The sequence below is a fragment of the Shewanella sp. A22 genome (assembly GCF_053850585.1).
In genome coordinates, this window is sequence record NZ_JBSQBN010000059.1 from 1 (window position 1) to 15,451 (window position 15,451).

The following is a 15,451-nucleotide window of genomic DNA, read 5'->3' on the forward strand; positions in this document are numbered from 1 at the left end:
CCTCCATGGCTGTCAGATGCTGGAGGTAGAGTAACGCAGGAGCTTGTTACCGAGGATCACTATTCGCTTCAATCATCTGCCTTGCCTACAGCACTTTGAACTCCCGCTGAAAGATCACATATTTAATGAGATTGGTATAATTAGCAAATGGTTAGGCTGTAATTAACCGACAGGTTATCTTAAATGCGGCTGTACGTTATTGTCTGTATCTATTTAATGAGTGGTAGGCTTGCTAAACTCAGCAATACTTTTGGCTTCTTCTAAGATAGCTTGTTCTAACTCTGCTTCAGACTTTATTCGCTCAAAATCAAGCTTCATTCGTTGTTGTTTAGGTAACGCTTTACGTGCTTCCATGATCGGGTGATTTCTAATGACATCATAGTGAGTGAATAAGTTTGGAAAGTCGCTGGTGACTTGTTCTGACATCGATAAGGCATCAAATAACTTACCTATGCGAACAACCCCTTCAGAAAGCTCACAGCGTTCTTCTAGCATAGCTGCTGCAATGTAGCGGATATCGGTTAGGATTTGCTGTCTACGTTCGGCTGCTTTAGTTTGACGAGCTAACAGTGCTTGTTGATTGGCTTTGGTGCGTCGTCTAAGAGTTAACAATAAGTGTGTGGCATAGGCAGCAAGGGCAATAATAATGATTAACGCAATGATGATAATGGTTGTAGACACTAGGTTACCTCAACTCGAGACAAAAACATTTATCGAATAGCCTGTTGTTTTAAATGGTGCAACAAATGGCTTGTTTGACATGAAATAGGCAGAAATTCTAACTTAACGTGTTACCTCAACTTAAAAGTCAGCGCTAAGGTTACGTTTTTTACGGATACAAAACTGGCGCAATATGCGCCAGTTTATCCAGTTCAATTAAGTGCTTTAATCTTCTTTTTGATAATCTTTAAGAACATCAGCACCTGACTCAAAGCGATGAAGAAGTTCATCGTCAGTAAGTTGTTTCTTTGGCGTTGGATTTGGCAATTCATCACCATCTGTTAGACCTAAGCGCTGCATTAGCTGCTCGAGTTTGTCTAATTGAGCATCCAGCCATTTTTGATCTGTTTCAGATAAATCACGACCTTCTTCAAGTTGATCAAGCAATTTATTTAATCTTGGATCTTCTTCAAGTTTTAATAACTTTTGCTCATCAGTCAGTTTAGGTTGCTTAGGCTTAACCAATAATGGCTCAGTGATTGATGCTGGTATGGATAATGCCACAGGCTTTTTACTGCCATGACGGGCATCTTTTTTTACTGTCGCATCGTTACCCGAGGCTTGTTTTAGTAAAGCTTCGTTATGACGGCTGCCAGATTTACGGCCTTTTTCAGGTTTTTTACCATCGACCGCATTGCGATCGACTTTTTTTACTCTAGGGGCAAACTTAGGGCCATTTTCGCCGCCTTTGCGAGTTTTTTTACTGCGAGCCATGATGTTCTCGTTAGGTTTTCTAAACACGTCCTTGCAGAGCAATTTCTACAAGGCACTAAATAAGGATGCGCTTTATATCAGATTTTGATGATTTTTGCATCAAAACCAGATCTTTCGATGCAAATAATAGCTCAAAATCACTATTCAATGCCAAATATTCAAATGTTACTTGCTGATAAAAGCTTACATGGGTTGGATTATTTTTGTAATGCCATTTTTCAAACGTTGTTTTATCGGTTAACAAAGGCGTGCTTATTGCCAACCAACCACTTGGTTTAATCAGTTGGTTGAGTAGCCTCCATTCGCGGTGAGGATGACGAAAGTGCTCAAAAACACGATAACAACAGACAAAGTCATAACGTTGTTTTAGCACAGACTGATCTGCCGCGAAGAAAGGATCGTATTGATTGACTTGGTGCCCTGCATCAGCAATGGTTTGCTGGCTTTGCAGATCTAACACTCGGCCAAAGTTTAATCCATGGAGCATACCTGTTTTTTGTTGTGAGATTTGCTTTAATAAAGGTAAAACAAATTGCGACAGTTGTTTTTGCTTTACTATTTTTTGGGCTCGACCATAGCGCTGGCGTTCTACATTTGGCATAACGTGAGAGTTGGGACTGGCAAAAACTAAGCTGCATTGTGGGCAGGCGTAGAAAGCTCTTTTTTTGTCTTGAACAAAAAAATCTGCAGGATGGCTACACAGTGGACATTGGCTCATTAACGACTGTTACACCTTAGTAAACTATGAACTATTTGTATTATATAGCGATTACAATAAATACCAATCGTTATTGAATCATTCGTAAAAGGTGATGAGTTTTGTTGAAAGAATAGATAAAAAAAGGTGGCAGTATAAACTGCCACCTCGTAAAACAGTGCTTGGTGCACTATATTCTGATTCCAAGTATCCGTACTTGCTATGTGACTATCCCGGTCAGATCTTTATTTATTTTGCTTTCCATGCTGCTTTCGTTGTTATTGGTCATCAATGACACTTTTTTATATTCTGTTGCCGTCCTGACTACAGCTTCCGTAGATGGTCATCAATGACGCATCATTATCCCTATTGTCTTCGATGACATGAATTAACCATCCTTGTTACTTTTTACCTTCGAGTGATTAAGCTTCCAACAGATGCATCCTCAGCAATAAGCTATGTTTGCCATTATTTGAATCCTTCAAATAATGCTCTGGTTTTCAGTCACTCTGTTGTGTAAGGCAGTGCTAGACAGCATGTTGACCAACTGGTCTATTCCTTACAAATTTTACGACCTGAATTTCAAATTGAAATTTCGACTCATGTTATTGTTATTAGTGAGTGGTCTTAAATTATTATTATTATCAATTATCTTTATTCTTATATCTTAAATGTATCAGTCCGAAACCTGTTTGATGTTATTAGATTTATGTTACAAGCAGTTGGGTTCATCTCGGTACGGGATGTATTTAACTCTAAAAGTGTGAACCTTGTCAAGTATTAATGTATGAAGTTGACGTAAACGTTAACTTTGGGTGGTAAAAAATGGGCTTAAAGCCCATTTTTTAAACCAATATTATCGACTGTTATTTATTAATACTTGAAATATATTTCGATAATGCTTCTATATCTGCATCAGACAGTTTTTTTGCGACATCTTGCATCATGCCATTTAAATCGTTGTGACGGCTTGCATCACGGAATTTATTTAGCTGGATTTTGATATAATTTGCATGTTGGCCACCTACGACTGGGAAGCCCGCTGCAGCTGCGCCATTACCTTCTGGCCCATGACATGCAACACATGCGGTAATACCGCGAGCAGCATCACCGCCCTTATACAGTTTTTCACCAATCGCGGGGACATCAACAACGTCGGCAACCACTTTTTGTTGGCTTGCGAAGAATGCTGAAATATCAGCAATGTCTTCATCACTCAATCCCATTGACATACCGATCATGATAGGGTCCATGCGACCCTCTTTACCGCCGGTTTTAGCCGCTGAGCGGAATTCTTTTAATTGTTTTTCGAGATATTCAGGGTGTTGGCCTGCTAATTTCGGATACATATCAATCATGCTATTGCCGTCAACACCGTGACAGGCAGAACATACGATTGCTTTAGTTTTGCCTACTTCAGCATTACCTTCAGCCATAGCTGATGATGACATTGCGGCGACTACAGACAGCGCAAGAGCTAACTTTTTCATGGCGTTCCAACTTCTAGTTAATTTATTGTCCTGAGCTTACTAGGAAGACCCGCAAGCGTGGTAAAATGTTTTCCAAGCGTTTTAATGCAGTTGCTTTTGCTCGAGTAGGGCAAAATCATTTATGACTACATCACACATATCTGCACTGCTTGGGTATATAATGTGATCAGGCTAATATTTTACACGAAAATGTGGAAAAGTAAGCAATTGTTAAAAATTTATGGTAATGCGTTTACTAGAAGTAATTTAATTGGAGTGAAGAGTGACAGAATCTCGTATCGATTTCCGTAGGGCTAAGTTTTTAATCAGCGCACCGGATATTGCGCATTTAGATCAATATCTTCCTGGGGATATCGGGGTTGAGATTGCGTTTGCTGGGCGCTCTAATGCCGGTAAGTCCAGTGCGTTAAATGCGCTGACTGAGCAAAAAAGTTTAGCTCGAACCAGTAAAACACCGGGGCGAACTCAATTAATTAATGTGTTCCAGTTGGACGAAGACCGTCGTTTAGTCGATTTACCCGGTTATGGTTTTGCACAAGTTCCCTTAGCGTTAAAAAATAAATGGCAAGAGGCGCTGGGTGAGTATCTGCAGAAACGGGCTTGTTTAAGTGGTGTGGTGGTCTTAATGGACATTCGTCATCCATTGAAAGATCTCGACATGCAAATGATTCAATGGGCGGTGTTAAGTAATATTCCTGTTTTAGCGCTGCTGACTAAGTCAGATAAATTAACACAGAGCATTAAAATGAAAACAGTTAATGAAGTGCGCCAAGCATTAGCTGAGTTTGGTGATAAAGTGCAAATAGAACCTTTTTCATCACTAAAGGGGACCGGTAAACCAAAAATATTAAGTATTTTGAATGACTGGTGTCATCCTGAATGGTTGGCTGAGCAAATAGCACTTCGTGAACAGGCCGAGCAAAATTAATTTTTGTTAGAGAACTTGTTAAGCATTAAAGAGCCGACATCTATGTCGGTTTTTTTGTTCATAATTTTGAGATAAAAAAAACCGACAACCATATGGCTATCGGTATAAAAATTAGCTCTTTTGGGGAGAAGCTAAATTCAACAAGACTCAAGTGCCATCAACTCAATTTGATGACCCTCAATGGCGATAGAATAACTGCTTTTTGGGTACAGTTAAAGTATTTACTCTAAATATATTTATAATCGAAAAAAAACAAAAAAAAGCCCCAGCAACCTGAGCTGCTGGGGCGCCGAATTTGGCTAGTCACTATTGCTAGTGAAATAAAGGTTTTTAAGATTGAACATCTTAACCTCTGTACCCTACGACTGATATCATAGCCCATTCGCCTTAAAATAAAAAACTGTTTTTATATTAAAACACAATAACTGTGATTTTAGCCTCAAATTAATGCTTAAATGTTAATCATGTCGATTATTTGTTGTGGTGTTGAGATCAACTGTAGCAGCTACATTAAAGGTAGATCTTTCTCCCTTGTTAGAAAAGTGCTCCGAACTTACGAAAAATGCCGCGTTCAAAAGAACACGGCATTTTAGATGTGCTAAGTACTTAGTGAGTATGTGGGACGTTAATGGGCTTCATCCCAATTGTCACCAATGCCAGCTTCAGCAAGTAGCGTAACGTCGAGTGATGCTGCTTGTGCCATTAAATCGCACACTTTTATTTTGAGTTCTTCTGCTTTGGTTTCATCCACTTCAAATACCAATTCATCGTGTACTTGCATTATTAGTGTAATTTCACCTTTGGTGTGTTGGTTAATCCACTCGTGAATGGCAATCATGGCTTTTTTAATGATATCGGCAGCCGTTCCTTGCATCGGTGCGTTAATTGCTGCGCGTTCTGCTGCTTGACGACGCATGGCGTTGCGGTCTTTGATTTCAGGTAGGTATAAACGACGCCCGAATAATGTAGATACATAACCTAACTCAGCTGCAACGGCTCGTGTTTCTTCCATGTATTTGAGTACACCAGGATAACGAGCAAAATAAGTGTCGATATAAGTTTGTGCTTCGTTACGTGGAATATCTAACTGCTTGGCTAAACCAAACGCAGACATACCATAAATTAATCCAAAGTTTACCGCTTTAGCGCGACGACGTTGCTCTGTGGTGACTTCTTCAAAATGTACGCCAAACACTTCAGCTGCCGTGGCTTTATGGATATCTTTACCTTCCGCAAAGGCGGTTAGTAAGCCTTTATCTTGAGACAAATGAGCCATGATCCTCAGTTCAATTTGCGAGTAATCGGCAGCCAAAATTTTACGGCCAGCAGGGGCGATAAAGGCTTGACGAATACGGCGACCTTCTTCAGTACGGATTGGAATATTTTGTAAGTTTGGCTCGCTTGATGATAAACGTCCGGTGGCGGCATTAGCTTGGTGATAGCTGGTATGCACTCTACCCGTAGTGGCATTAACCATAAGCGGCAGTTTATCGGTATAAGTGCTCTTTAGTTTTGCGAGACTGCGATGCTCTAGGATAACTTTAGGTAAAGGGTAGTCGAGCGCGAGTTCAACCAAAACTTCTTCTGATGTTGATGGCGCCCCTTTTGGGGTTTTCTTTTTTATTGGATAACCGAGCTTTTCAAAAAATAGCGTTTGTAGCTGTTTTGGAGAGGCTAAGTTAAATTTTTCTTCTGCAATGTCATAGGCTTTGTTTTCTAAATCATCAAGCTTTTTGGCTAGCTCAGCACTCTGCTGGCTAAGCAACATTGAGTCTATTAGTACGCCTTGGCGCTCAACGTCTGATAATACTTGAATTAATGGTAGTTCTAATTCATTAAATACATTGGCCAGTTCTGGTTCTTTTTCAAGCCTTGGCCATAAATGCTGATGTAAACGCAGAGTAATGTCTGCATCTTCAGCTGCGTACGGCCCTGCAATGTCCAAATTAACTTGATTAAACGTTAACTGCTTTGCACCTTTACCCGCGACATCCTCAAAACTAATATTTTTATGGCCAAGATATTTTAGCGCTAAACCATCCATGTCGTGGCGAGATGCGACTGAATTAAAGACATAAGATTCGAGCATGGTATCAAAACGTACACCTTTGAGGGTAATACCTGCGTTGGCTAAAATGCTCATATCATATTTGAGGTTTTGACCTACTTTTTGAGGTGTGCTGCTTTCAAGGATGGGGCGCAGTTTTTCAAGTGCGCTGGCTTTATCTATTTGCTGCGGTGCATCAAGGTAATCATGTGCTAAAGGTAGATAGGCAGCTTTACCTGCTTCGGTTGCAAACGACAGTCCAACAAGCTCAGCTTCCATGTAATTTAGGCTAGTGGTTTCCGTGTCAATGGCGATAAGTTCTGCATTATTGAGTTGCGCTATCCATTTATCGAGCACTTCGATGGTTAGGATCGTTTCATACTCAGTTTCAATGGTTGCCGATACTGATATATCCTCATCGCTATCTTGGCTGATGGTGCCATGAGGTTGTTTATTATCTAATACTTCAGCTAACCAACGTTTGAATTCCATTTCACCATAGTATTTAATTAATTCATCACGATTTTGTGGTTTAACGCTGAGTTCATGCCAGTCTTGTTCTAATTCTACATCGGTTTTAATGGTAGCAAGTTCATAAGACAGTCTAAGCATGTCGGCATTATCGATGATTTTAGCTGGCATTGTTTTTGAACCTCTAAAACCCACGTCTACCACACTGTATGGCTCCGCAAGTAGCTGTGCAACACTGCCTACCCCAGTGAGCATCGCCAAGGCTGTTTTTTCACCGACACCAGGTAACCCCGGAATATTATCGGCTTTGTCGCCCATTAAGGCTAAAAAGTCAATAATACGATCGGGTGCGACACCAAATTTAGATTTAACTTCTTCAGGGCCCATTATGGTATCTGTCATGGTGTTAATTAACGTGACATGTTCATTAACCAGTTGTGCCATGTCTTTATCGCCAGTACTGATTAATGTTGCTCGACCTTCTTTACTCGCCTGAAGGGCTATGGTACCGATGACATCGTCTGCTTCAACGCCGGGAATACTAATTAGTGGTAAGCCCATTGCTTGAATGATGTTGTGTAGTGGTTCAATTTGGCTGCGAAGATCGTCTGGCATGGGTGGGCGTTGTGCTTTGTACTCACTGTACATGTCGTTGCGAAATGTTTTACCTTTAGCATCAAAAACCACCACAATATGACTTGGGCTGTAACGACTCAATAGGCTGCGAAGCATATTAACAACACCATAAACCGCGCCCGTTGCTTCACCTTTTGAATTGGTTAAATGAGGCGGAGCATAATAAGCGCGATAAAGATAAGATGATCCATCAACAAGGATGAGTGGATTATTGGGAATTATTGGCATAATTAATATTCGTGTTCAGTATTTTGCGAGACTTATAGGATGACATTATACCCACAGCACCTCAAGATGCTTATGATATTGTCAGTTATTTATCCTAAATTGGCTGTTAAGCCCTTAATTAAAGAGGTGTCTGGCACTTACTGTGGTTTAGAAAGGAATTTTATCGTTTAGTGAAAAATCAGCCACACCAAATGACTCATAGCCTGTGGATAAGTCTGTGAGTGAAATAATCAACGTTGTTGAGTAGATTTTCTTACGGCTTGAAACGAAATCAGTAACTTGTTGAATTTTATGGTTTATATTTATTTTTGTGAGCTGAATATTAATTTTAATAAATATTACTAATTTGTGGACTTTTTTATTGATGTCAGTTAAGCCACAATGAAATTTAGTGATGATTTATGGTGAAAAAAAACGCATCCACTAAATTCGAGGTACTAAGTTAGCACGATTTTTAATCAGATCAACCATTTTGTTGGCTTTTTGTTGTAAATTTTACATAACCAATTAAAAATTGAAGGGGAGTGACATGAAAAAAATTGCCGTTTTATTGAGTGGCTGTGGTGTTTTTGATGGAACTGAAATTCACGAAGCGGTATTGACCTTGTTGGCGATAACGCGAGCAGGTGCTCAATACCAATGTTTTGCGCCAGATATTCCTCAAATGCATGTGGTTAATCATCTTACTGGTGAAGTTGTCGTAGACGAAACTCGTAATGTGTTAGTTGAGTCCGCGCGGATCGCTCGTGGTGAGGTGCTTAATGCGAGTATGTTAGAGGTTAGTGAGTTTGATGGCTTAGTTATCCCAGGTGGTTTTGGTGCTGCTAAAAACTTATCTAATTTTGCCACCACAGGTAGCGATTGCGATATCCAGCCTATTGTAGAGCGCTTTATTCGTGAATTTTCTTTAGCTCATAAGCCTGTCGGTTTTGTATGTATCTCTCCAATAATGATCCCTCATATTTATGGTAAAGGAGCGACTGGTACAATTGGCACCGATTCAGAGACGGCTCATGCATTTAACGAAATGGGTGGTATACATAGGAATGCGCAAGTTGAAGATATTGTGGTTGATGAAGTGAATAAAATTGTCAGTACGCCAGCTTATATGCTAGCTACATCGATTTTAGAGGCGCATATTGGCATTGAGAAGTTAGTTAAAAAAGTGCTCGACATGGTTTATACCAATCCTGATTAGAATATGATCTATTTTGGCTGCGTCACTAGGCCCAGTACAATGAAAATGACTGTAGGTGTAGTCTTCTACATCACAGTCATTTGAAGCAGAATGGGGGTTGTGACACAGCCCCGAAGGGCGAATTTATCAGCGTGGTCTTCCTTATTAGCCTTTCTTAACGTACAACTGCATGGATGCTGGAGGTAGAGCAACGCAGGAGCAGTTGCCGAGAACGGCTATGTCTTCAAAAGGCTGTCTCGAATACCTCACTGATAATTTTCGCTAAAAGAGCAAACTCTAATGCGGATTGGTATTAGATGCGGATATAAAAAAAGACTGATTTTATAACCGACAACACCATCATGGATGGCGTTGTCGTTAGCGATAAACTAAGTGTTCACAGATGACTTTCTGCTATCAAATAATGCTTGAGCAAGGCCAACGCAGAGCCCCGCAATATGGGCACCATTTGCAATAGGCATTCCTAATACATCTGTAAAGCCGAGGACTAACCAAATGAGCATAAATCCCATGTAAGATTGCGGTAAATTAATACCACAATCTGGTTTGCGAATGCCCATTAGCCACGTGTAACCCACTACCGCGTATACCACACCAGACAGCCCGCCAAAATTTGGTCCACTTATGTAGAATTGCACAATATTTGGCAAAGTACCTGCCACAATTAATAAAAATAATAATGGCCGAGTACCTAAGTTGGTTTCAATTTTTCCGCCTAAATACCACCACCACAGTAAATTAAAGATGATATGCATAGCAGAAAAGTGCATTAAGCTTGGCGTGAATACCCGCCATACTTGGTTTAAATCGCTGTCTGTAACCGCACTAAAAAAGGATAATTTATTGTAGATGGCATCGGCAAAACCTAGGTTCATGCCTGCAAATACAGCAACACAAACAAAAAAGCATACTAATGTCAGTGGGCCTGCACCTGTCCTAAATTGTTGAATTAATCCTTTCGCTCCAGGGCCATAATCAAATTTAGTATTTGTTGCACCGTTATCCCAAGAGGCTTGTAAGTATTTGCTATCGTATGGATTTTTAGCAAACTCAATTAACTCTTGGCGGGCTTGGCTTTCATCGGCGGCATGAGTGATCACTAGGCTAACCCCTTGGGCATGAGTGACGGCATGACATTGAATATTTAACCCTTTCAGGTAGTCAATAAATGCTTGCGCAGCACGTGCGTTAGGGAGTTGGCCTATTTCTATCATGAGTGAGCAATGCTCCAAGCGCTGAAGCCACCATCTAAGCTGTATACATCATCAAACCCTTGTTCGACTAAATAACTGGCAGCGCTTTGGCTGCTCATGCCGTGATAACAAACTACAACAAGCGGTTTGTCCATATCGGCATCTGCAATAAAGTGGGCTAAGTTTTCATTATTCAAATTGATTGAATGCTGAATATGGCCAGCCGCAAAACTGGCAGCATCACGAATATCAACAACTTGCACTTCATTTGATGCGTCAGACATATGAATTAATTCATTAACAGACAAATGTTTAAAACCAGACATGGTATTACCTATAAAGTGTACTAATAGCGATGTGTTTAGCGCCAGTTTGCAACAAGGGGTTGTATAAATACAACCCCTTGTATGTGGGAATGACTTAAATGTGGAAGATTACTTCCAGTTTAAGATAACCTTACCTGACTGCCCTGAGCGCATCGCATCAAAGCCTTTCTGAAAATCATCGATAGAGAAATGGTGTGTAATGATAGGTGATAAATCTAAACCCGATTGGATCAAACTGGCCATTTTGTACCAAGTTTCAAACATTTCTCGGCCATAAATGCCTTTAATGATCAAACCTTTAAAAATTATTTTGCTCCAGTCAATGGCCATTTCTCCACCAGGAATGCCTAGCATAGCTATTTTTCCGCCGTGATTCATGGTGTCTAACATTGCGTGAAATGCAGATGGTACGCCCGACATTTCCAAACCAACGTCGAAGCCTTCTGTCATGCCAAGCTCTTTCATGACATCTTTCAGGTTATCTGTTGCAACATTTACCGCGCGGGTAGCACCCATTTTTCGGGCCAGGTCAAGTCGGTATTCGTTTACATCAGTAATCACTACATGGCGAGCGCCAACATGTTTGCACACTGCCGCTGCCATAATACCAATAGGACCAGCACCCGTAATCAATACGTCTTCACCGACTAAATCAAACGATAACGCGGTATGTACAGCATTGCCAAAGGGGTCAAATATTGCGGCCAAATCATCAGGGATATCGGCTGGGATTTTAAAAGCATTAAACGCTGGTATTACCAAGTATTCGGCAAAAGCACCATCACGGTTTACACCTACACCAGAAGTGTTACGGCATAAATGAGTACGACCCGCACGACAATTACGGCAATGACCACAAGTAATGTGACCTTCTCCAGATACGCGATCGCCGACACTAAATCCACGAACTTCCTGACCCATATCGACCACTTCACCGACATATTCATGGCCGGCAATCATAGGCACTGGAATGGTTTTCTGTGACCATTCGTCCCAGTTGTAAATATGCACGTCAGTACCGCAAATGGCGGTTTTACGGATTTTGATTAATAGATCATTGTGACCCATTTCTGGTTTTGGTGCATCGACCATCCAGATACCTTCTTCAGGCTTTAACTTACTTAACGCTTTCATGTTGCTGACCTATTTGTCGTCTGAGCTATCATTGACTTGAGCGATGATTACGCAATGCTTTGATTAACCTATGCTTGTATCAACCAAGCTAGATTAGATAATGCCCATTTCTTTGCCAATACGGGTAAAGGCAGTAATCGCATGATCAAGTTGCTCGCGAGTGTGCGCCGCTGACATTTGTGTACGAATACGCGCTTGGCCTTTCGGTACCACTGGGAACGAGAAACCAACCACGTATATATGTTCTTGCAATAAACGGTTGGCAAATTCGCCTGCCAATTTAGCATCGCCAATCATGACGGGAATAATGGCATGGTCAGCACCACCTAGAGTAAAACCAGCAGCAGACATTTGTTCACGGAAATAACGACTGTTTTCCCACACGGCTTCACGCAAGTCTTGTCCCGTTTTTAGCATCTCGAGCACACGAATAGATGCACTCACAATAGAAGGCGCTAATGAATTTGAAAACAGGTAAGGGCGAGAGCGCTGGCGTAACCATTCAACGACTTCTTTTTTTGCCGCAGTAAAACCACCCGATGCCCCGCCTAATGCTTTACCTAATGTACCGGTAATAATATCGACTCTGTCCATTACGTTGCAGTATTCATGGGTTCCACGACCATTTTGTCCGATAAAGCCTACAGCATGAGAGTCATCAACCATCACCAATGCGCCGTACTTATCAGCGAGATCACATACGCCTTTTAGGTTGGCAATTACGCCGTCCATTGAAAAGACACCGTCAGTGGCGATTAAAATATTGCGTGCCCCCGCAGCTTGGGCTGCAATAAGTTGGACTTCTAGATCGGCCATGTCGTTGTTGGCATAGCGAAAACGCTTAGCCTTACATAAACGCACTCCATCAATGATTGATGCATGGTTAAGAGCATCGGACACAATCGCGTCTTCAGCATCTAATAGGGTTTCAAATAAACCAGCATTTGCATCGAAGCAAGACGAGTACAAAATAGTATCTTCCATTCCTAAAAATGCACTTAAGCTAGCTTCTAATTGTTTATGGATGTCTTGAGTACCACAAATGAATCGTACAGATGCCATACCAAAACCGTGACTGTCTAAACCCGCTTTTGCTGCTTTGATAAGTTCAGAGTGATTGGCTAAACCTAAATAGTTATTGGCGCAGAAGTTAATCACTTTTTCACTGTTAACTTCAATGGCAGTCTGTTGCGCGGAAGCAATAACGCGCTCACTTTTGTATAAGCCATCGGCTTTAACGTCGGTAATTTGCTGGTTAATTCGGTTGTAAAAAGAGGTAGATGCCACCTGTGTTCTCCTAAATATGGTTATTATGCTTATCCAAATCACGCAGTAAAACACCGCGATAAATGACAGGGTGTTTTGGAGTTATTGGCATTCTAACCTTTATTTTTGCCGCTCTACAGCGTTTTTTTTAGTCGTCTGACCAACATGAGTTAGTTTAGGGCTATCGACTAATTCACATTAAAAAAACTAATCATTAACATATTTGGTAGAGGGGTGTTAAAGGTGGATAATAATCTTAAAAATAATCCGCGAATAACCAATATAATTGTTGAGGTTACTCGCGGGCAGGCGGTGTTACATTACACAGCGTCACTGCGTTCTTTACTGGCTATTTCGAGGTAATGTTGTTCTAAACGGCTAAATGTAGCGGAAGACGCTGGTGTTTCATAGGCTTGAAAAATCATCAACACCCGCAATAATCCATCGTATAGTGTGGCTTTAGTGATGGTTGATGTGCTGGATTGCGTTAATTGGTAACTTATCCAAAAACTCACCATCATTTTAATTGTGTCAGCAAGCGCGGTGACTTTTTTGTCATCAACGTCTAAAAAGCCGTCTTTTTTGAGTTTGCGTAAAATATCGCTTGAGCGGTTAAGGACTTGCTGCTGAGCATGTAAGTAGCGTTTTTTCAATGCATCATCATGGCTTAAAATATCAGCTAAGTTGGCATACAAAAATCTAAACTGCCATAAGGTATAAAACATCGCATCAAAGTAGCCCATTAATAATTCAATGGTAATAGGAACATCGTCATAGGCTTTAAAACCTGATTCTAAATGACTTTCATATAAACCAAAGATAGAATTAATGATGTCTTCTTTATTGCGGAAATGATAATACAAGTTACCCGGGCTAATCCCTAAATGAGCAGCAATATGGTTAGTGGTAATGCTACGTTCACTGTGTTCATTGAACAGTTCTAAGCTGGCAAAAATGATTTTATCGCGGGTTTTCATGTGATTTCCATATTCATTATTAGCTTATTGTCGCTCAAATAATTCGTTAAGCTGACTCAATATGAGTATGTTAACATTGTGTTTATCTGACAAGCAAAAATCGATGACCCATCTTACATGAACCGTATTGTTTATTCTTTGTTTCTATATTTGTTGTTTCCGCTGGTTGTACTTTACCTCGCGTTTAGAGCGATAAAAAGTGTCGACTATCGCCGTCGTTGGTCTGAACGTTTTGGTTTTGCAAAATTAAAGCAAACGGATGTGCTGATCCACAGTGTTTCTATGGGAGAAACGCTGGCAGCTATTCCGTTGATTAAACAGCTTATGGCCGCGCATCCCGATTATGCATTTACGGTGACGACAACCAGCCCAACGGGGTCTGCTGAAGTGGTTAAAGCATTTGGCGATACAGTACAGCATTGCTATCTACCATTCGACTTCTCTTATGCAGTGAAAGGGTTTTTACGTCAATTACAGCCCAAAGTGTGCATTATTATGGAGACCGAGTTATGGCCAAACTTGGTACACTTTGCGCAGCGGCAACAAGTGACTCTGATCTTGGCTAATGCGCGTTTGTCGCAAAAATCTGCTGACCAATATGCTAAAAAGCGTCGTTTGATAGTGCCTATGCTCAATAAACTCAATTTGATTACCGTTCAAACTCAGTTTGAAGCAAAACGGTTTGTTGATTTAGGTGTGGCAGCTCACTGCATACATGTGTGTGGAAGTGTAAAGTTTGATCTCACAATTGATCCAATTAAAAAACAGCAAGCTAATACGCTTCGTGTTAAATGGCAGCGTGTTAATTCGCCTATTTGGGCTGCTGGCAGTGTTCACCCTGGTGAGTTTGAGGCAATGTTGAACGCCCATAAACAACTGTTAAATCATTTTCCGGATGCATTATTAATTATGGTGCCACGACACCCCGAACAATTTAATTTAGCGGCTATTACTGTCACCCAGTCTGGATTGACGTTAGCGAGACGCAGTATGAATGATGAGGTTAATAGCCAAACCCAGGTATTACTTGGTGACACCATGGGAGAGTTAGTGATGTTATATGGCGCTGCGGATCAAGCATTTGTTGGCGGGACACTAATTAATAATGGTGGGCATAATCCACTTGAACCTGCTGCCATGGGGTTACCGATATATGTTGGGCCAAATCATTGGGATTTTGCTGAAATTACTCAATTACTTGCAGATGCGGGTGCATTAACTTGTATTCGTTCTGCAGATGAATTAGCGCAAGAATTACAGAATAAATTTATCGACGACAATATGTACCAATCAGCATCTAAGTCGGCTTTGGCTGTGGTTGAACAAAATCGTGGTGCATTAGTAAAGCAGTTTACGTTGATTAATGAGTTAATGAGTTAATTAGGCATATAAAAATAGACGTGGTTAGCGTCTATTTTTATCATCA

General features: G+C 40.8%; 13 protein-coding genes. 3 read left to right on the top strand and 10 right to left on the bottom strand.

The genetic code is table 11. The features are described 5' to 3' along the window. Nucleotides 1–213: 213 nt before the first annotated feature. The 4 genes from ACWXWT_RS11875 to ACWXWT_RS11890 all read right to left on the bottom strand — a co-directional run bounded on the left by ACWXWT_RS11875 (nucleotide 214) and on the right by ACWXWT_RS11890 (nucleotide 3,621). Nucleotides 214–681, bottom strand: a complete 468-nt coding sequence (locus ACWXWT_RS11875) for a DUF2489 domain-containing protein (RefSeq protein ID WP_456041796.1) — start codon at nucleotides 679–681, stop codon at nucleotides 214–216. A 204-nt stretch (nucleotides 682–885) separates the two neighbouring features. After that, complete coding sequence (gene yihI / locus ACWXWT_RS11880) at nucleotides 886–1,434, bottom strand: Der GTPase-activating protein YihI (protein ID WP_456041797.1); 549 nt, start codon at nucleotides 1,432–1,434, stop codon at nucleotides 886–888. A 55-nt stretch (nucleotides 1,435–1,489) separates the two neighbouring features. Next, a complete protein-coding gene (locus ACWXWT_RS11885) occupies nucleotides 1,490–2,152 on the bottom strand; it encodes a class I SAM-dependent methyltransferase (RefSeq protein WP_456041798.1) in 663 nt (220 codons plus the stop codon). 845 nt (nucleotides 2,153–2,997) lie between these two features. Continuing rightward, a complete protein-coding gene (locus ACWXWT_RS11890) occupies nucleotides 2,998–3,621 on the bottom strand; it encodes a c-type cytochrome (RefSeq protein ID WP_456041799.1) in 624 nt (207 codons plus the stop codon). Nucleotides 3,622–3,883: 262 nt separating this feature from the next. Between ACWXWT_RS11890 and yihA the strand changes: the two genes are divergently transcribed. Then, complete coding sequence (gene yihA / locus ACWXWT_RS11895) at nucleotides 3,884–4,549, top strand: ribosome biogenesis GTP-binding protein YihA/YsxC (RefSeq protein WP_456041800.1); 666 nt, start codon at nucleotides 3,884–3,886, stop codon at nucleotides 4,547–4,549. Nucleotides 4,550–5,174: 625 nt separating this feature from the next. Here the strand turns inward: yihA and polA are convergent. Further along, nucleotides 5,175–7,931 carry a DNA polymerase I gene (gene polA / locus ACWXWT_RS11900; RefSeq protein ID WP_456041801.1) on the bottom strand — a complete coding sequence of 919 codons (2,757 nt, stop codon included), beginning with the start codon at nucleotides 7,929–7,931 and terminating at the stop codon, nucleotides 5,175–5,177. A 529-nt stretch (nucleotides 7,932–8,460) separates the two neighbouring features. On the opposite strand from polA, the gene elbB reads away from it, so the two are divergent. Further along, entirely contained in the window at nucleotides 8,461–9,129 is a 669-nt protein-coding gene (elbB, locus tag ACWXWT_RS11905) for an isoprenoid biosynthesis glyoxalase ElbB (RefSeq protein ID WP_456041802.1), read from the top strand. A 368-nt stretch (nucleotides 9,130–9,497) separates the two neighbouring features. Here the strand turns inward: elbB and glpG are convergent, their stop codons facing one another. From glpG to ACWXWT_RS11930, 5 genes are all read right to left on the bottom strand, one after another. Beyond that, nucleotides 9,498–10,343: a rhomboid family intramembrane serine protease GlpG gene (glpG, locus tag ACWXWT_RS11910; RefSeq protein WP_456041803.1), complete on the bottom strand. Its 846-nt coding sequence runs from the start codon at nucleotides 10,341–10,343 to the stop codon at nucleotides 9,498–9,500. Next, nucleotides 10,340–10,648, bottom strand: a complete 309-nt coding sequence (glpE, locus tag ACWXWT_RS11915) for a thiosulfate sulfurtransferase GlpE (protein WP_456041804.1) — start codon at nucleotides 10,646–10,648, stop codon at nucleotides 10,340–10,342. Before glpE ends, glpG begins: the two co-directional genes overlap by 4 nt. A 108-nt stretch (nucleotides 10,649–10,756) precedes the next feature. Beyond that, on the bottom strand, nucleotides 10,757–11,782 hold the full coding sequence (gene tdh, locus ACWXWT_RS11920; protein ID WP_456041805.1) for an L-threonine 3-dehydrogenase: 1,026 nt from the start codon (nucleotides 11,780–11,782) through the stop codon (nucleotides 10,757–10,759). 93 nt (nucleotides 11,783–11,875) lie between these two features. Continuing rightward, complete coding sequence (locus ACWXWT_RS11925) at nucleotides 11,876–13,069, bottom strand: glycine C-acetyltransferase (protein ID WP_456041806.1); 1,194 nt, start codon at nucleotides 13,067–13,069, stop codon at nucleotides 11,876–11,878. Nucleotides 13,070–13,368: 299 nt separating this feature from the next. Beyond that, nucleotides 13,369–14,025: a TetR/AcrR family transcriptional regulator gene (locus tag ACWXWT_RS11930; protein ID WP_456041807.1), complete on the bottom strand. Its 657-nt coding sequence runs from the start codon at nucleotides 14,023–14,025 to the stop codon at nucleotides 13,369–13,371. A 117-nt stretch (nucleotides 14,026–14,142) separates the two neighbouring features. On the opposite strand from ACWXWT_RS11930, the gene waaA reads away from it, so the two are divergent. Continuing rightward, nucleotides 14,143–15,405, top strand: coding sequence for a lipid IV(A) 3-deoxy-D-manno-octulosonic acid transferase (gene waaA, locus ACWXWT_RS11935; RefSeq protein ID WP_456041808.1), 1,263 nt, complete (start codon nucleotides 14,143–14,145; stop codon nucleotides 15,403–15,405). Nucleotides 15,406–15,451: the final 46 nt, after the last annotated feature.